We start from the raw sequence: 17365 nt of genomic DNA on the forward strand, positions 1-17365 counted from the left end.
TCAGATGAAAAAGCCGAGCGCCCATGGATGGGTTCACAGCGTTTTCGCGTCTCTTCTGACTTGGCCACAGCACTAAAGCCCTGGAGACGACTCCGGAAGGCCTATTATTCTGCGGGACGACCCGCCTTTGTTTGCAGGCAGTGCCATGTCCATCAATAAAACGTTTAGCAAAGTACTGATTGCCAATCGCGGTGCTATTGCCGCCCGCATCTTACGCACGCTTAAAGCGCTGGGTGTAGGCAGTGTGGTGATTTATGCCGATGCGGATCGCGATGCGCCTTATGTTCACCAAGCCGATGAGGCCTATCCGCTAGGTGAAGGCGGTGCCAGCGATACTTATCTCAATATCGATAAGCTCATCACCATTGCCAAACAAAGCGGCGCCCAGGCGGTCCATCCCGGCTACGGCTTCTTGTCTGAAAATACCCGCTTTATCGCTGCCTGCGATGCAGCCGGATTAACCTTTTTAGGCCCCGCCGTCGAACAGATTCAGCAGTTTGGTCTGAAGCATGAAGCACGCACGCTCGCCAAGCAAGCCGGGGTACCACTAGTGCCCGGCTCCGAGCTTCTTGCCAGCGTTGATGAAGCCCACAAAAGCGCCGAGCAGATCGGCTACCCGGTCATGCTCAAATCCACCGCAGGCGGCGGCGGTATCGGCATGCAGGTATGTCAAACGCCCGCTGAGCTTGAGCGTGCCTTTGACTCGGTAAAAGGCCTGGGTGAGCGCAACTTCGGCGATGGCGGCGTGTTTCTGGAAGCCTATATCGCCCGCGCCCGCCACTTGGAAGTGCAACTGTTTGGCGACGGCCAGGGCAACGTGGTGGCGCTCGGCGAGCGTGACTGCTCCACCCAACGCCGCCACCAAAAAGTGCTCGAAGAGTGCCCTGCCCCTAACCTTCCAGAACACGTTCGCCAGGCACTCCACGCCACCGCTGTTCAGTTGGGAAAAGCGGTCAACTATCGCAGCGCCGGTACCGTCGAGTTTATTTATGATAACGAACGTGAGGCGTTCTATTTTCTCGAAGTGAATACACGCCTTCAGGTCGAGCACGGCGTCACTGAGATGGTGTATGGGATTGATATCGTTGAATGGATGGTAAAGCTGGGTGCGGGTGAACTGCCCAGTCTTGAGTCACTCACCAAAGATCTCGCCCCCAGCGGCTATGCGGTTCAGGCGCGTTTATATGCTGAAGATCCCGCCCACGATTTTCGCCCCAGCGCAGGCCTACTGACGGAGGTCGATTTCCCCCAAGCTGACGGCCTACGTATCGACCACGCCATTGAAGCCGGGCTTGAAATCTCAGCCCTCTTCGACCCCATGCTGGCCAAAGTGATTGTTCATGCCGACAGCCGAGGCGCAGCGATAGAACAGTTAGCAGATACCCTGGATAACGCCAGCGTTTACGGCATTACCACCAACCGCACTTGGCTTGCCCATGTGCTGCGTGCAGAACGATTTCGCGACGCTGATTTAGACATTCACTGGCTAACTACGTTGGTGTGGGCACCGCCTGCCATTGAGGTGATCGCCCCCGGCACGATGACAACGATCCAAGATGTTCCCGGCCGCCAGGGCCACTGGGATGTGGGTGTGCCGCCCTCGGGGCCGTTTGATGACTGGTCGTTTCGCCTAGGTAATCGTCTGCTCAATAACACCGCCGATGCCGCTGGACTTGAGATCACCCTGACAGGCCCTACGCTGCGCTTTCACCGCGCCACGCAAATTGTACTGGCGGGAGCCGAACTGCCCGCCACGCTGGATGGCAAAGCGGTGCCCTTCTGGCGGGTGCTGGATATACCGGCGGGCGCAACCTTGACCCTAGGCAAAGCCACAGCGGGTGCTCGCGCTTATCTATTGATCCGTGGTGGTATCGAATGCCCGCGCTATCTGGGTTCCCGCAGCACCTTCACCCTGGGCCAGTTTGGCGGCCACGGCGGACGTGCACTTAGAAGCGGTGACATGCTCGATTTACCCGCGCTTGCTGCCACCTCCCAAGCGCAGTTGGAGGAAGCTTTAATACCCACCTTCGGCCATCAAGACAGAGGCAAGAACTGGCACGTGGCCGTGCTTTACGGCCCTCACGGCGCGCCAGACTTTTTCACCGATGACGATATTGAGCGCTTTTTTGATCACGAATGGGAAGTCCACTACAACTCCAGCCGCACCGGCGTAAGGCTGATCGGCCCCCGCCCCGAGTGGGCGCGTGCCGACGGTGGCGAAGCGGGTCTGCACCCCTCCAATATTCATGACAACGCCTACGCCTTCGGCACTATCGACTTTACCGGCGATATGCCGGTGATCCTCGGCCCCGATGGGCCTTCACTGGGCGGCTTTGTCTGCCCAGCCACCGTGGTGCGCGCCGAACGCTGGAAGCTGGGGCAACTTGCTGCGGGCGATAAAGTGCGTTTTGTGCCAGTCAGCCTTACCACCGCTCGCACACTTGAAGAGCGTCAGTTAGATCAACTGGCATCTCTCACAGCACTGCCCGTCGAAGAGATTACGCCAGAGCGCGATACGCCTATCGTTCGTGATGTGCCCGCCGAACAAGCCGGCGAGCGCATCGTTTACCGCCGCGCCGGAGATGATTTCCTGCTGATTGAGTTCGGCGCCATGGAGTTGGATATTGCGCTGCGCTTTCGGGTTCACGCTTGGATGCTGTGGCTACAAGAACACTCGTTGCCCGGCCTGCGGGAATTAACCCCCGGTATTCGCTCGCTGCAAATTCACTACGAGCCAATGGAACTGCCCCTGGATGAGCTGTTCGCCCATCTGGAAAAAGCCGAGCAGGCGCTGGTCGATGTGGAATCCCTAGAAGTGGAGTCGCGTGTGGTGTATCTACCGCTCTCCTGGGACGACCGCGCCTGCCAGGAAGCCATCGATAAGTACCAGCGCAGCGTGCGCCCAGATGCGCCTTGGTGCCCCAGCAACCTGGATTTTATTCGCCGTATTAATGCGCTTGAAAGCGAACAGCAAGTGCGCGATATCGTCTTCGATGCCCACTATTTAGTAATGGGTCTGGGCGATGTGTATCTTGGCGCGCCCGTTGCCACACCGCTTGACCCGCGCCAGCGCCTGGTGACCACCAAGTACAACCCCGCCCGCACCTGGACGGCAGAAAACTCCGTGGGCATTGGCGGCGCCTATTTGTGCGTTTACGGCATGGAAGGCCCCGGTGGCTACCAATTTGTCGGCCGCACGCTGCAAATGTGGAACCGTTACCGTACCACAGCGCACTTTGAGAACCCTTGGCTGCTGCGCTTTTTTGATCAGCTGCGCTTTCATGAAGTCAGCCATGACGAGCTTGAGCAGATACGCCGCGACTTCCCCCACGGGCGATATGACTTATCCATTGAAACCACTCGCTTTCGCTTGGCGGACTATCAGGCCGAGATTGATAAGAACGCTGCCACCATTGACGCTTTCCGCACCAAGCGCGAAGCCGCCTTCCAGGCCGAAATGACCGCTTGGCGGGAGAATGGTCAGTTCACCTTTGAAGATCAGGCCCCGGAAACCACCGAAGTGGCAGCGCTGGATGACAACGAAATAGGCATCGAAAGCCCCGTCACCGGCAGCCTATGGAAGTTACTGGTGGAAGAAGGTGACCAGGTAATGGCTGGCCAGCCAGTGGCGCTAGTGGAGTCGATGAAAATGGAAGTTGAGATCACCGCCCACTGCGTGGGCCGCGTTGTTCGGTTACCCCTTTCTGAGGGCGCTTCCATCGCGCCAGGACAACCGCTTGTGGTGCTCACCAGTGAACAGGAGGTAAACGCATGAGCCAGATCAACGCCGATCAGCGCTTAGCTGACTTTCAAGAGATACCCGTTATCAACATTCGCGGTTTACTCCATGGTGATGCAGCAGCCCGCCAAGCGGTTGCTGAGACCCTGGGGCGCGCCGCGCGGGAAGTGGGTTTCTTTCAAATGGTAGGCCACGGTATTGATCACACGCTTCGCAAGGGATTAATTACCCAAGCCAAGCGCTTCTTTGCTCAACCTGAAGCAACCAAAATGGAGCGCTACATCGGCCTATACCATCATCACCGCGGCTATGTTCCTCCCGGTGAAGAGTCACCAGACCCTAAAAAGCCGGACATGAAAGAGGCGTTTGATCTTGCCTTTGAACTGCCCAGTGACGACCTTGAGGTGTTAGCGGGTACGCCACTCCTCGGGCCCAATCCCTGGCCCGATCTTGACGGTTTCCGAGAACCGGTCGCCGCTTACTATAATGCCGCTTACCAAGTGGGCCGCGCACTCATGGGCGGCTTTGCACTAGCGTTAGGTCTTGAAGAGCAGCAGCTACTGCGCCACGTCAACAAACCGCCCAGCCAGCTGCGATTGATTCACTACCCGTATAACCCCAAGGCTAAAGACGCCCAAGGCATCGGTGCCCATACCGACTACGAGTGCTTTACCCTGCTGCTACCCACCGCGCCAGGGCTTGAGGTAATGAACGGTGCGGGCGAATGGATTGATGTGCCATTCCATGAGGACGCGTTAGTCGTCAATATTGGCGATATGCTGGAGATATGGAGTAACGGCGAGTTTGTAGCGACCTCCCACCGGGTGCGCAAAGTGAAAGAGGAGCGCTACTCTTTTCCGCTATTTTTCGCCTGCGATTACCATACCGAAGTCGCGCCGCTGCCTGAATTAGTCGAGCGACACGGTAAAATCCATTACGCACCGCTCAAAGCGGGCGATCACCTTTACGCCCAAACCATTCAAACCTTCCGCTACCTGCGCGAGCGTTTAGCAAAGGGTGAGATTGCGCTCCCCGAAGGTGCCCGAGAAGTAGGTAGCCTGGGCCAGCACGGCAAACATAAGGGAAACCCCTTATGAACGTCGACTTGCCTGTCATACCTCAAACATTTCGCGGCGTATGGCATCGCACGCTCTACGCCGAACCCGCTAATGAGCCTTATCAGCAGGCCGACACCACTACTCAGGTTTATTGGCTACAGGGCAAGCATTGGCATGCCGACCTGCGACTGCCTGCAAATTCGCCTGACTTTGCAGGTATCACCTGTTTAGACGACTGCAACCGATCTCAGCTGGAGTGGCTGGCAGGGTTCACGGCTTTTGCGGGTATTACCCAGATCGAAGACGAGCTATATAAAGGACTATGCAAAGGACTATGCAAAGGACTATGCATCTGGCACCGCTATCAGGATCTATGCCCTAGTCTGGAAAAGGACATAGGGCTACTGCAATGGATTAACGACACCACCCTGGAAGAGCGACACCCGCATGGTCAGTACGTTGAGCACTGGCAACAGATTTCTACTGAGGCTGCTGAAGAAGAGATTCGCTGCGACGAACAGGGTCACCTTCGCTGGCTGCAAATAGGCGACTACGCCATGGCGATTACTCCACGAGCTGTAACTGCCAATTCAGCAGTCTTATTTGAACCATTAAGCGACTCAACTAACGACGCCCTGCGCTGGCGGGCCAGCCTGTGCTTCGACTACTTGCAGCGCGACCAAGACGGTTGGCAGATAGTGCTATCCACCCAGCCCTGGCGGGCTGGGGAGCGACTTTCAGCATTAACGCTTAATTAAGGTCACCGTTAATACAAATAGGAGTTTAATCATGTTACCCATCGCATCGCTGGATATCACTACCCTACACACCGCCTACCAACAGGGTGAACTTACCCCCACAGCATTGATTGATGAACTTCTTGCGCAAGCCCAAAGCCACGGCCAAGAACCTGCATGGATTACTTGCCTTACGCGTGAACAGCTGGAGCCCTATTTGAAGCGCCTGAAAGGTGAATCGCCTGAAACGCTGCCGCTTTACGGCATTCCCTTTGCCTTAAAAGATAATATCGACTTAGCAGGCGTACCCACCACAGCAGGCAGTCCTGCGTATGCCTACACGCCGACAGAAAACGCCTTTGTAGTACAGCAGCTGATCGCGGCAGGCGCCATTCCTCTGGGTAAAACCAATCTTGACCAGTTCGCCACCGGCTTGGTGGGTGAGCGCGCCTTGAGTGATTATGGTGTACCGGCCAACGCCTTTAACCCCGACTATATTCCCGGTGGTTCCAGCAGCGGCTCGGCGGTGGTCACCGCGGCGGGGATGGTGAGCTTTGCGCTTGGCACCGATACAGCGGGGTCTGGGCGTGTGCCTGCCTGTTTCCATAATCTGTACGGCGTTAAGCCCAGCCTTGGCCTACTTAGCACTCGCGGTGTGGTGCCTGCCTGCGCCACGCTCGACACCATCAGCCTGTTTGCCCTCACCGCCGACGACGCGGCGAAAGTGTTCGATATTACCGCTACCTATGATGATCAGTGCGCCTGGTCTCGGGAGCATCACTTCGCCGTGCAAGGTAAGCGCTATGGCAAAGCACCTGCGGCGTTCCGCTTTGGGGTTCCGCTAGAATCTCAGTGGCAAACCGATACGGCTTATACCAAGGGAATGCACCTAGCGATTGCCGAGCTAGAAGCGATTGGTGGTGAGAAAGTCGAGCTGAACTGCTCGCCGTTACTGGCTGCCGCGCGTCTGCTCTATGAAGGTCCTTGGGTGGCTGAGCGCTACCATGTGATTCGCGATTTGATGAAGAGACACCCGGAGACGGTGCATCCAGTCACGTTTGAAATTACCCAGGAAGGCGCCACGCCGCTGGCCGTGGATGCCTTCGATGCGCGCTATAAACTTGCCGAATTTAAGCGTCAGGCCGATGCGCTTATCAGCCAGGTGGATGTGATGCTCTCGCCCACCACGGTCACCCACCCCACCAAGGCAGAGGTGGCAGCGGACCCTATTGGGGTGAATTCGCGCTTGGGCACCTGGACCAACTTTATGAACCTGCTCGACTACAGCGCCCTGGCCGTGCCCATTGGCTTTACCGAGCAAGGTCTGCCGGTGGGCGTCACGCTGTTTGGGCCGCTCTTTGCTGACTTAACGCTACTCTCCTTAGGCCGTGCACTTGAAGCGCGATTAATGCTGCCATTGGGTGCTACTGGCGTTGCTCACCCGGCATTACCAGAACCCTTAACCACTGCCCAAAACGGCACTATGGAGCTGGTAGTGTGCGGTGCACACCTGCAAGGCCTGCCGCTTAACCACCAGTTGACTGAACGCGGCGGCGTATTGGTTAGCAGCACCCAAAGCGCGCCTCGCTACAAGCTCTTTGCCCTGGCAGGCGGGCCGCCCAAACGCCCGGCAATGCTGCGTGATGAAAACGGCCAAGCGATTGAGGTGGAAGTATGGCGCCTGCCCATCGAAACCGTGGGTAGTTTTCTAGCAGGCATTCCGGCCCCGCTTGGATTAGGTCAGGTGGAGCTTGCCGACGGTAGCTGGAAGTGTGGTTTTATCTGCACCGCAGGGGCGCTCAATGAAGGCGGTGAAGCAGAAGATGTCACCGAATTTGGCGGCTGGCGGGGGTGGTTGGCGAGGCGATCCTAAAGCTGATGTACAAGGCCTGTGCGCATATGAAACACTGCGGATGGGCCTTTTAAAAAAAACAGATGGTTAGGCTGCGTTTGACGACGGAAATTTGATGCTTATATTTTTCTAATCGGGCCTGCATATTGAGCCACCAACTCATCCGCAGTAAGCAGCAAAAATCCCTCAGCTTCTGCCTGGGCCACCAAAATTCGATCAAAGGGATCTTTGTGAATGCTGGGTAAATGAGCAACATTGAGTGTATGCAGTGAACTGATAGGAAGTTCTAAATACCCATTATCCATCAATCCTCTTCGCAAAAGATGTGGGTCAACGTGAAAATCAGTGCGTTGTAGGCTGTTTTTAATCACCACTTCCCAGATGCTGGCAGCGCTAAAATAGAGCCTATTATTATCATCTTTGATCAGCGATAGCGCATCATCAGAGAGTTTCTCCGGCTCTGCCGACGCCCAGAGCAAAACATGCGTGTCAAGAAGCAGATTCATATCAGCCTCCAAACATCTCGGCTATTTCATCTTGCCCCATCCGGTCAAAGTCATTAGGTACTTTAAATTGCCCTGTCAGAAAACCCAGGCGCTTCTGCTGACCAGAAACAGGGCTGTCAATCGCCGTTACGCGTGCCATCGGCTTACCTGCTTTGGCAATGATAAATCCTTCACCTTCAGCAGCGCGCGCTACCAGCTGTGACAACCGTGTCTTAGCTTCATGTATATTGATAGCTTCCATTTTTATCTCCTAGAAACAAGACTTAGTCTATCTAGTTTAGTTTAAAAAAGTGTTTTATCAACTAAGTTCTTCAGCCTGCCTTTGAGAGCACTTGGCCAGTGAGCGGTTAGCGGCCTTAAAACACACTCGGATCAATGGCATCAGTAGCCACAGCAGTGGTATGAGCAGCCAACGATAGAAAAAACGCGCAATGATCAGTACCGGCAATAATACGATCAGCCAGATTAGAAACTGGCCCAGCCATACCGGCCAGCCGAGCCATTTTGATAGATTGGCACCTAGCGCACTTACTAAGCTTGGGTGTCGAACTACCACATAGGCAGTGGTCGCCACCGCTGCCACTTTGGCAATCCGCGGCAGCGTGGCGAAGCGTCCGCCCGAGGCAACAATACCTTGGCGCACACCAGCACGAGCGCCCTGTGCTTCGATGCTGCCTACCCGAGCGGTTCTAGCCGCTCTTCCTGCGCGCAGCACCTTAACAGTACTGGCCATCACCAGCAGATCGACACCAGCCCAGCCTAGATCGGCGGCGCCAATGTCGTCACCCCGCCGCCACTGGCTTTCCAAATCGCGTAGCCCACTGGTGAAGAAATCGCCGACACCCGCCACAAGGCGCTCACCCTGTAGCCACGCCACGTCGCCCTTGTCACTAATCACAAATTGATTGAGCAGCCCGTGGCCATGGGCATCAAGCAGTGCAATACCCATCTGGCCACGTCGATAAGGCGTTAATTCTGCAGCCACATCTCCTTCTGCATCGCTCCACCAGTGGCTAACCTGCTGATAGCGCGCGCCCACCCAGTGCTGGGCTCGCAGAGTAGCGATATCGTGATCACGGAAGTAGCTAATGGGCAGTACCGCATCCGCACCAAAGCGCACTAGTACATCCTGAAACTGAGGGGAAAGCCCGTAGTCGATTAAGGCGCTTCGCGCTATATCGCCGTGGCGTATCAGCGCCAAAGAAGCGCTCATCCACAGTGCCTGATCATCAGCATAGCTGAGAAACAACGCATTGATCTCCGGTGTGTCCTGCTCAAGCGACGCCTCTAGCGATGGCAACGCCCGCTGAGCTTCCAACCGAACCAGTTTGGACTCAAATGGCTCTTGGGAAGCCATGGAGGTTAAGACCCCCGCCACTAGAATGGCTGTCGCGACTATCAACCATCCAGTCCGTATCGACCACCCAGTACGCATATCCCTCTCCTGTCGTGGCGCTACTATCAGTTTTATAACCGTATCCTGTTTATAGCCGTTGTTTACTACCACTAATAGATCAAATTGACAGCTCTCGCTCCCCTGAATCACTCAACATTTTACTCGCTTTTGCTTCTTAGCAATTTGCGCCAATATAGTAGGCAAATTGCCGGGGCAAAGAAAACCTTCTATATTTTGACAACAAATTAGCCAAAAAAGGAGCTATCCAATGGACGCTATCGATGCGGTGGAAAGCGATGTTATTGCCTTAATGGGCGGCGCTGCTGGTGCTCGCTCGGATGAACTGATCCGCAACGGCGTGCCACTTGATGCCCTTGAGCGACTACGTAAAGAGTACGGTATCGATGCCTACGGTGTTGGGATTATCAATCGCCGCACCCATGATCACCGGCGCTCAAAAGGAAAACCCTTAACCCCCGACGAGGGTGATCGACTCTACCGAACGAGTAGAATCGTTATCCTCGCCGAAGAGATTTTCGGCAATCGCGAGAAAGCCATTCATTGGTTAGAGAAGCCGCGCCGTGCGCTGGGGGGAATCAGTGCTTTGACGGCAGTTACCACGACGCCAGGCTATGAAGCAGTAGAGGAGCTACTTCAGCAACTTCACTATGGGTTGTCGGCATGACCAAGGTAGCATGGCGTATATCCAACTACACCGATCTCTCTGGCATAGGCGGCACGATCACGGCTGGCCGGTGGCACCATAAAGGCCAACCGGTCGTTTATCTGGCCGACTCACCGGCTACAGCGCTGCTTGAGGTACTGGTTCACTTTGAAATGAGCATTGATGAGCTACCTGATCAATTTACACTACTACGTGTCGAGCTACCTTCATCAGCCAGCGAGATGCCGATTGAAGCAAGTCTGCCAGAAACTTGGCCTCAACAGCAGCAGCTCACCCGCTCGCTAGGTTCACAGTGGCTAAATGAAGGTAGCGCTTTACTGCTCAAAGTACCCACGGTGATTGTGCCACATAACTGCAACTATCTGTTTAACCCAAGCCACCCGGAAGCCAGCTTGGCGAAACTTTCAGTTGAGCAGTTTCCCCTCGACCCCAGGCTAGCGTACTAGCTGGCAGCCTTTAACAGCGACCTAACCACCCCAGCAGCTCAGACTGGACATCTTGCGCAGGCAGATACTCCTGCTCCAGACGCCCTTGTGGCTGTGCTTTTAGAAAGTGGAAAAAAGCCACTTCGCGCTCGTTCAGGCCGCTGGTCGGCAGCTCGGCATGCACCGGCTCTGGCACGGCGCAGTCACGGCAAAAAGCCTTGAAGTGCGCCTCGCTCATTATCAGCGGGGTAATCGTAGGCAGCGCCTGCCTGGCTCTGGCCAGCATCAGTAGTCCCCAGGTGTCCATATCGCCCCAATAGGCGACCGCTTTTGTTTTTAGCGCCTCACCTGATAGCCAGTGTACATCTAGCCCTGCGCCAAGAATCGCCACTGTACCCGGCATGCCGGGTAGCAAGTGCTCACACTGCTCATTCTCGACCACCACCACCCGCGAGCCCGGCAGGCAAGTATCCGCCAGTTCTCTGGCGGTGATGCGCTGACGCTTAAAAGGCAGCAACCCCTTCTCCAAGGGCACCACCAGCAGCCAGTGATCTTTATCGTCGGGGGCATCCAGAAAACCGTTTAAGCCTTGTTGGCTAGCCATGCCGTCGTAGCGTTCATCCAGCAGGCGTGTCAGTAACACCGTGTTGCGCTCGATAAACTTGGTGTCCACCCTCAGTCCGTTGAGCAATCTTAATGGTCGACCTTCTGCCATCCCCGGAGAAAGCGAGTCCGCCAGCGCTGCAGCGGCAGTGATTTCGCTAACATGCTTATTGCGCCAGAGGGCGCGTTCGCGAACCAGCACCTCCCAGTAACGCTGGTTGACGCTGCCTACCAGAGTTTCCAGCAGCGCAAACTCCTGCTGCACGTCGCCATCCGCCGTAGCGGCGGCCCATTCAGACGGCGTGTGCAACACCCACTGCACGGGGAGTGACACCGGCTCAGCAGCAGCGCGGAAGTTGATATCTTGAAACACCACCTCACCAACGGTTATCTGCCGCCAGCGCTGCACATGGGCCTGCACCAGACCGGTTTGATCGGCAAACTGGCGGCCGCTGGGTTTGCCAATGGGGATCACCAGCGGCCAACTCTCCGAGGATAACAATCGCTCTACCCGCCAGAACGCTTGCTGCCACTGCTTAGCCAGGCGAGCAGCGATCTCACTCGGGGACTTCATTGCGCGCCTCACGCCGCTTTTCACGCACGGCATCCAGCGCCTGCCAACTGATCGGCGTCAGGCTGGAGGCATTACCACGGCGATGCACCACCACCGCCGAGCGGGTGTGCTTGCGCAGCAAACGCATCTCCTTATTGGGGGTAATAAACAGCGCGTGAAGGTGGAATTCGTTGAGCGCGGCAATAATTCGCCCAGCCACCGCATTCGAACTGCGCGAAAAGGCTTCATCCAGCACGATGGTGCCAAATAGTGGCCGAGGACTGCCATCGGGACACAGCGCGTAACTCAGCGATGCGGTCAACACATAGGAGGCAATAATCTCTTTTTCGCCACCGCTACCGCCTTGGGAACCCGAGCGGGTTTCAATCACACGCCCATCGGCGCGGTCGATCATCGCGACTTTAAACTCAAGCCTAAAACGCGGATCCAATAACGCTCGCGCACCGAGGGTACGCTGGCGTTCGCAGGCATCACGCAGCAGAGCAATAATATGTTGCAGTGCCTTATACTGGCTTTCACCACCATCCTCTACGAATCGCGATGAGGCGAGCGCCGTATTGGCCCGGGTAAAGGTGCGCAGGCTTTCATGCACCACCTTGTTGGCCACCAACTGCAGGTAACGGCCGCGCTGGAAGTCCACCCGCCGCAGGGTGTTATTGAGGTCTTCCAACCGCTCTTCGATCCGCTCTACTTCCCCCTCGATGGTGGCCAGCAGCTGTGATACGCCCTGATCGGAAGAGTCGGTGAGGTATTGCTGAAAACGCTGCTGCTTGTCGGGCAGTGCTTCTTCGGTGAGCACCTTGAGTCGGGCCAGGTAGTCGGGCACATCGTCGAGCTCCCGCCCAACCTCAGAAAGCGCCCCGCGGTCTTCCCGCTGGGCATCCGACATGGCTTTGACCAACTCTTTTTCCACTCGGCTTTGGGTCGTCCGCAAGGTGGTCAGTTGCTGTTGCAACTGGGTAGTAGCTTGGCGCTCCAGCTCATCAACATTGGCAAGCTGCCGTTGATCAAGGGGAGAGAAATGGCCATCAGCAAGGGTGCGCTCCGCCTCCTTCAGCCCTGCTTCGCTTTTGCGAAACGCCTGCTGCTGCTCTTTTTGGGCGGTTTCCAGCCGGTTGTTTAACTGGGCACACTGCCTGATGCACTGCGTTTTTTGCTGCTCCAGCGTGGCCAACTCATCGCGGGCTTGCTCCAGTTGGCGTTTGGCTGTCGCCGCATCGGAATCGGGTGCGGTCAAGGCGGCCAGTTTGTCCCGCTGCTGTTGCCATTCACGCTCGGCCTGGGGCGCATTGATCTCCTCATAGTCCAACGCTGCCAGCCTGGTTAACAGCACTACCTGCTGTTCAAGCGCAGCCAGTGAGGCCTTCGCCTTCGCCTGCTCCTCTTCCGCCCTGGCGCTCTGTAAGCGCGCTTCTGCTTCGCTGATTTGCGCGCTTAACGCCGCCAGCCGGTCACGGTTATCAAAGCCAGTTTGCCAATCGTCGCTTAGCCGCTTCTGATCCTGCTTGTCAAAAAAGCGTGCCTTGCCCGACATCAACCCTTCCGCCGTCATGGCATGGGGAGTCTCTCGCAACCTCTCCGGCGAGCCAACGCAGTGCCTGTCCAGCCCGGCTAAAAGCTCCTTAACCGCTTCCCGGTAGGGGTGATCCTTGTAGTCGAGCTTGCGGGTAAAGCCATCCTCAAAAAAGCGCGGCTGGCTGGCGGGCGGTTTCACTTCCAGGAGTCGTACATGCAGCGCATTGTGGCGGCTATTGATCCAGTCTAGCGCTTGGCGGCTGGCCTCCGGCGGCACCAAAATACGCAACCGGTGGCTACCCATCGCCCGTTCAATCGCGCCGCGCCAGGCTTGCTCGTCCGCTTTTACCTGTACCAGCTCGGCGACAAAGGGCAGGTCGTCTTCGCCGAGTGCCAACGCTTCGGCCAGCAGGGAGCGAAATTGTTGAAAGCGCCCCGGGATATTAGACCCTGGGCGCGCTTTCGCCTCGGCCAGCTCTTTGTGCAACTCCGTGCACTCATGCTCCATCCGATAGCATTGGCTGCCCTGCTCAAAGGCGGCCTGCTTGGCGGCGTCAAGCGCCTGCTGAACCTCGCGCAACTGCTCGGCAGCCAGCATCTGATTGGTGGCGACCGCTTCACGGTTGAGGGCATCGTCAAAGGAGAGCGAGCGTGCCAACCGCTGGTACTCTGCCGCATGGCGCTGGCAGCGCTCCAGGTTGGCTTGCTTTGCCTTGACCAGCGCTTCCAGGGTCTCAATATCCGAGCCGCCCAGACGCAGATAAGCTTCATTTAAACGCTCACAGGTACGCTGCTGGTGAGTGCAGCTCTCCTCAGCGGCTGCCAACTCGGCCTCGGCCTGCTGGGTTTGTTGCTGAAGACGCTCGGCTTCGGCCTTCCACAGCCGGTGAGCCTGTTCACCAAACCACACCGGCAGTACCCGGCTGAGGGTTTCCTGGTCATCAAGTAGCGTTTGGTTGTGCAGGTACTTATCCCAACCGGTTTTAATCGGTTCCAGAGAGCGCTGCTGGCGGCGGGCGATTTCAAGCTCTTCATGAATGGCGGTGAGGTCATCGAAGCTATCGGCGACTTCCCGGGCGCGCTGAAACTGGGCGTTATCGTCTAGCACTAACTCGCGAAAAATTTCGTCAATGCTGTTTAGCTGCTTCAACCCTGCCGCTCGGTTGAGCAAGTTGAAGGCGTTATCACGCACTTCGAAAAAGTCCCGCAGCCTCGCTAAAAAGCCCTTTTTGCTGGGGTACGTCCAGATACCGGTGTCTGTCTTATCCTGTTGGCGCAAGGCGCGCATACCGCCTTCCTGCTGCAGTGTCAGCCAGCGATGCAGAGTATGTTCGTGGGCAGTACTGAACAACCAGAGCTTTTTCATATCCGAGGGCGACATGCTGGTGCTGTCGAACCACAGCAGGGCACCGATACGCACCAGGCTTTCACCATTACTGAGCGTCGCCACCAGCCCCGTCACGGTCTTACCGGGCCGGGCAATATGCGACTGCCCCTCACTGCCATCGCCGGGGCCACTCACCCCGCGCACGTAAGAGACCAGATCCCGGTCACTCTCATGGCCACCGGTAGAGGCAAGGTTGTACTTGGGATTGGCCGTGAGCAGGGTCATCAATGCATCCACCAGCGTGGTCTTGCCACTGCCAGTGGGACCAATGATGGCGCTACCCTGAGCGTCGATATCAGCCTTGTGCATACCACCAAAGCCACCCCAGTTGAACAGCTCCAGGGTTTGCAGGATATAGGTGGGAGCCAACTGCCAGGCGGTCGCCTGTTCCTCATCCAGCAGCGAAGGCTGGCTAGGCGTTGCCGTGATCATGGCGTCCCCTCTTTGTCACTGTCCTGGCGGTCACTACTCTCCGCGGCGACTCTTGCCTTTAACTCATACAGCAAGGCAGTGAGGTTCTCCGGGTTGGCCAGGTGAGCGATCATTGGCCGGATGACTACCCGCTCGTGACTGTCCGGCGCCGAGACCAGGCCATGCCCCTTGAGCTGATCCAATAATTGCAACATGCGCGTGCGCTCCCGGGCCTCGCTGCCACTCTCCCCCAAATACACCTGCATATGCGGAATCAGCTCGTCAACCGCCACCATGGCGTCCCCAGCGCCGGTACCCGCGTCTTGCTCGTGGGCAATGAAATACTGGCGCAAGATGGCCACCAGCAGGGTCTGTTCCAGGTTTAGCCGCTGCTTGCGAACCAAGGGGTGCGACCAGTCATCCTGGGGCTCGTCAGTATCCCCAGGTCGCACCGCCAGAAACACCAGCCCCCGGATCTCATCGGCGCGGGCACATAAATCCAAGGGCTCAAGCGTGGCATTGAGCCGCTCCATGGCGACGAGCGCTGCACGGTAAAGATGTGGCCTTTGAGTCTCTTCCAGCAAGCCCATGCGGAGCAGTTCCTGAGCCACTTCACGTAATTTGATGTCTGTGCGAGCAGTGGCTTCGGTGTTTATCTCCTCGCCAGCAGCGTCTACTGCTTCACTTTCCTGCGCATGAGGGGTCTGCTCCTGAAACTGATTAGGCGATTCCTCTTCGCTGGTCTCATCCACGCCCTGCTGCTTAACAATCCGATCAAATACACCCGCCATGCTTAAAACTCCCACTCAATGCCGCGCAAGGCCTGCTCACTTAAAGAGACGACGGGCACCTGGAATACCCAATCGCACTGCTCATCATCGGTGATGACCACGTCTTGAACGTCCTGCCCGGTGATCTCAATCCCGGCTTCCCGTGCCATACCCAGCCATAGCGCCAAGGTTTCCAGGTCATGGGTGGGCGGCAGGTGTTCGGCCAACTCCGCCAGTGTCAGCTCACGCCCTTCTTGGGCCAGCAGCGCCAGCGTCTCCTGCACCAGGGCGTCACGGTCAAGCCCATCCAGGGAGTCCCAGAATTCGGCTTCGATACCGCTCAAGTCACTCGCCTGCTGGGCAAGATCCAGCTCCTCTTCCAGCTCGTTTTCCAACAATTTGAACCGCAGGCGCTCGACCACCGATAAGTTGCCCAAGGCAAAGCCCAGCGGCGGCAGCGATGACACCTCTGAACGGCGCACCTTCTGGCGCTGCCAGTCTATATCCTGGGCCGTATTGAGAATATCGTTAAGCAACTGACCAACGCGGTGATGCTCGGCAGCCAGGCCGGTCTTGATAAATCCTTTGACGTCCTTTTCACTGCGGGCGCGTGCCTGTAATACTGCCTGGCTCTCGACTATCAGCCGCATACGCAACAGTTTAAGATCCTGCCGCTGCAATCGATTTAGCGCTTTTTCTGCAGCGGGGTGGACGAGGATGGTGCGTAACTGCTGGCGCATCATATCCAGCGCAGCAGTTTGGCGTAGTTGCTGAAGGAAACTGTCGAATACGCGCCCTTCCGGGGTATCCAGCAGCGCCTCCTGACCATCCAGCAAGCGATCCACGATATCGCCCCGGTGGTACTTTTCGGACATGATCGACTGGCGCAGCTGGCGATCAGCCTCCCGCCAGGAGTCTTCCACACGACGAAAGTCAGCACGCAGCCCAGTGGCAAGGGTAAACACTTCGCGGATACGCTCAACGGCTTCGGGCTCGGAAAGCACCGGCACATGGCCGGCTTCCGCGTCGGCCAATTCGCTCTCTAACTGTTGGATTTTTCGCCTGATCGACGCCTTGCGGCTCTCGGGATTGGGGTTGAGGCCGACTTCCAGGTTTTCGATTTCTCGCTGCACCACCGACAGCCGCGATGCGGTGGAGGTCATCATGCGGTTATCCAGCGAGTCGATAAACTGTATCGCCGATGACAAGGCATCGGTGGCATACAAGCGCTGACCTCGCTCGGTGACCAAACCACGCCGAATCCACTCGCGCAGCTCTCGCCCGGCCTGCAGGCGGGTATTGTCGGGGTCGATGGCGTATTCATCCTGCTCGGCATAGCGCCCTAGCATCTGCGACAACGCTTCCAGGGCATCCGCTTCGACAATACCGTCTTCGCTGAATTCAAATAGCGAGGTCAGGCACCCCAGCACCAACGGCGCACGGGGTGATGCCAGCAACAGCCAAGCAGGGTGCTGCTTGCGGGCAGCGATGTAGTGGCGTGTGCGTTGCTGGGGGCTACTATCCATTGTTACTCATAGTGATATCCAAGCTCTTCTTCACACAGTATGGAATTATTTCTGCCAGCCAGGTAGTTGCTCTGAGATAGCTGCGATGTGGGAAATGGGATGGACCCGTCCCTCTGTGCCAAGATGAAGAAGCACTTCATCTAACGTGCGCAGGGCACTGACGGCATCTTGAAAGAGGATC

The 17365-nt window shown here is 57.0% G+C and carries 13 protein-coding genes; 6 read left to right on the forward strand and 7 right to left on the reverse strand.

Annotation, left to right across the window (positions count from 1 at the left end):
• Positions 1-145 precede the first annotated feature (145 nt).
• From uca to atzF, 4 genes are read left to right on the forward strand one after another with little or no spacing between them, the layout of a single operon-like run.
• Positions 146-3775 (forward strand): urea carboxylase, encoded by a 3630-nt coding sequence (gene uca, locus ACQKE4_RS05535; protein ID WP_427387270.1) that lies wholly within the window; start codon positions 146-148, stop codon positions 3773-3775.
• Positions 3772-4836, forward strand: coding sequence for an isopenicillin N synthase family dioxygenase (locus ACQKE4_RS05540; RefSeq protein WP_427387271.1), 1065 nt, complete (start codon positions 3772-3774; stop codon positions 4834-4836). Before uca ends, ACQKE4_RS05540 begins: the two co-directional genes overlap by 4 nt.
• Complete coding sequence (locus ACQKE4_RS05545) at positions 4833-5555, forward strand: hypothetical protein (RefSeq protein ID WP_427387272.1); 723 nt, start codon at positions 4833-4835, stop codon at positions 5553-5555. The genes ACQKE4_RS05540 and ACQKE4_RS05545 overlap by 4 nt, the downstream gene beginning before the upstream one ends.
• 31 nt (positions 5556-5586) lie before the next feature.
• Positions 5587-7407: an allophanate hydrolase gene (atzF, locus tag ACQKE4_RS05550; protein WP_427387273.1), complete on the forward strand. Its 1821-nt coding sequence runs from the start codon at positions 5587-5589 to the stop codon at positions 7405-7407.
• Between the two features lie 98 nt (positions 7408-7505).
• Here atzF and ACQKE4_RS05555 read toward each other — a convergent pair whose 3' ends face one another.
• Genes ACQKE4_RS05555 through ACQKE4_RS05565 form a run of 3 tightly spaced genes read right to left on the reverse strand, consistent with a single transcriptional unit; the run spans position 7506 to position 9327 of the window.
• A complete protein-coding gene (locus ACQKE4_RS05555; protein ID WP_427387274.1) occupies positions 7506-7892 on the reverse strand; it encodes a type II toxin-antitoxin system VapC family toxin in 387 nt (128 codons plus the stop codon).
• Position 7893: 1 nt separating this feature from the next.
• Positions 7894-8133 (reverse strand): type II toxin-antitoxin system Phd/YefM family antitoxin, encoded by a 240-nt coding sequence (locus ACQKE4_RS05560; RefSeq protein WP_427387275.1) that lies wholly within the window; start codon positions 8131-8133, stop codon positions 7894-7896.
• Positions 8134-8190: 57 nt separating this feature from the next.
• Positions 8191-9327 carry a hypothetical protein gene (locus tag ACQKE4_RS05565; protein WP_427387276.1) on the reverse strand — a complete coding sequence of 379 codons (1137 nt, stop codon included), beginning with the start codon at positions 9325-9327 and terminating at the stop codon, positions 8191-8193.
• A gap of 229 nt (positions 9328-9556) precedes the next feature.
• Between ACQKE4_RS05565 and ACQKE4_RS05570 the strand changes: the two genes are divergently transcribed.
• Together ACQKE4_RS05570 and ACQKE4_RS05575 are read left to right on the forward strand one after the other, a co-directional pair.
• Complete coding sequence (locus ACQKE4_RS05570) at positions 9557-9973, forward strand: antitoxin Xre/MbcA/ParS toxin-binding domain-containing protein (RefSeq protein WP_427387277.1); 417 nt, start codon at positions 9557-9559, stop codon at positions 9971-9973.
• Complete coding sequence (locus ACQKE4_RS05575) at positions 9970-10419, forward strand: RES family NAD+ phosphorylase (protein ID WP_427387278.1); 450 nt, start codon at positions 9970-9972, stop codon at positions 10417-10419. The genes ACQKE4_RS05570 and ACQKE4_RS05575 overlap by 4 nt, the downstream gene beginning before the upstream one ends.
• A gap of 10 nt (positions 10420-10429) precedes the next feature.
• Here the strand turns inward: ACQKE4_RS05575 and ACQKE4_RS05580 are convergent, their stop codons facing one another.
• From ACQKE4_RS05580 to ACQKE4_RS05595, 4 genes are read right to left on the reverse strand one after another with little or no spacing between them, the layout of a single operon-like run.
• The gene (locus tag ACQKE4_RS05580; RefSeq protein ID WP_427387279.1) at positions 10430-11575 is read right to left on the reverse strand and encodes a Wadjet anti-phage system protein JetD domain-containing protein; all 1146 of its coding nucleotides are present in this window, start codon (positions 11573-11575) and stop codon (positions 10430-10432) included.
• Positions 11559-14909, reverse strand: coding sequence for an ATP-binding protein (locus ACQKE4_RS05585; RefSeq protein ID WP_427387280.1), 3351 nt, complete (start codon positions 14907-14909; stop codon positions 11559-11561). Before ACQKE4_RS05585 ends, ACQKE4_RS05580 begins: the two co-directional genes overlap by 17 nt.
• Positions 14906-15679: a DUF4194 domain-containing protein gene (locus tag ACQKE4_RS05590; RefSeq protein ID WP_427387281.1), complete on the reverse strand. Its 774-nt coding sequence runs from the start codon at positions 15677-15679 to the stop codon at positions 14906-14908. The genes ACQKE4_RS05585 and ACQKE4_RS05590 overlap by 4 nt, the downstream gene beginning before the upstream one ends.
• A 2-nt stretch (positions 15680-15681) precedes the next feature.
• Complete coding sequence (locus tag ACQKE4_RS05595; protein WP_427387282.1) at positions 15682-17184, reverse strand: DUF3375 domain-containing protein; 1503 nt, start codon at positions 17182-17184, stop codon at positions 15682-15684.
• Positions 17185-17365 lie beyond the last annotated feature (181 nt).

This window comes from Halomonas sp. NPDC076908 (genome assembly GCF_050269715.1).
Classification (GTDB): Bacteria; Pseudomonadota; Gammaproteobacteria; order Pseudomonadales; family Halomonadaceae; genus Vreelandella.

Coding starts and splice junctions, on each gene's coding strand:
- ACQKE4_RS05555 (WP_427387274.1), bottom strand. CDS start 7,892: ATGAATCTGCTTCTTGACACGCATGTTTTGCTCTGGGCGTCGGCAGAG.
- uca (WP_427387270.1), top strand. CDS start 146: ATGTCCATCAATAAAACGTTTAGCAAAGTACTGATTGCCAATCGCGGT.
- atzF (WP_427387273.1), top strand. CDS start 5,587: ATGTTACCCATCGCATCGCTGGATATCACTACCCTACACACCGCCTAC.
- ACQKE4_RS05540 (WP_427387271.1), top strand. CDS start 3,772: ATGAGCCAGATCAACGCCGATCAGCGCTTAGCTGACTTTCAAGAGATA.
- ACQKE4_RS05590 (WP_427387281.1), bottom strand. CDS start 15,679: ATGGCGGGTGTATTTGATCGGATTGTTAAGCAGCAGGGCGTGGATGAG.
- ACQKE4_RS05585 (WP_427387280.1), bottom strand. CDS start 14,909: ATGATCACGGCAACGCCTAGCCAGCCTTCGCTGCTGGATGAGGAACAG.
- ACQKE4_RS05575 (WP_427387278.1), top strand. CDS start 9,970: ATGACCAAGGTAGCATGGCGTATATCCAACTACACCGATCTCTCTGGC.
- ACQKE4_RS05580 (WP_427387279.1), bottom strand. CDS start 11,575: ATGAAGTCCCCGAGTGAGATCGCTGCTCGCCTGGCTAAGCAGTGGCAG.
- ACQKE4_RS05545 (WP_427387272.1), top strand. CDS start 4,833: ATGAACGTCGACTTGCCTGTCATACCTCAAACATTTCGCGGCGTATGG.
- ACQKE4_RS05595 (WP_427387282.1), bottom strand. CDS start 17,184: ATGGATAGTAGCCCCCAGCAACGCACACGCCACTACATCGCTGCCCGC.
- ACQKE4_RS05560 (WP_427387275.1), bottom strand. CDS start 8,133: ATGGAAGCTATCAATATACATGAAGCTAAGACACGGTTGTCACAGCTG.
- ACQKE4_RS05570 (WP_427387277.1), top strand. CDS start 9,557: ATGGACGCTATCGATGCGGTGGAAAGCGATGTTATTGCCTTAATGGGC.
- ACQKE4_RS05565 (WP_427387276.1), bottom strand. CDS start 9,327: ATGCGTACTGGGTGGTCGATACGGACTGGATGGTTGATAGTCGCGACA.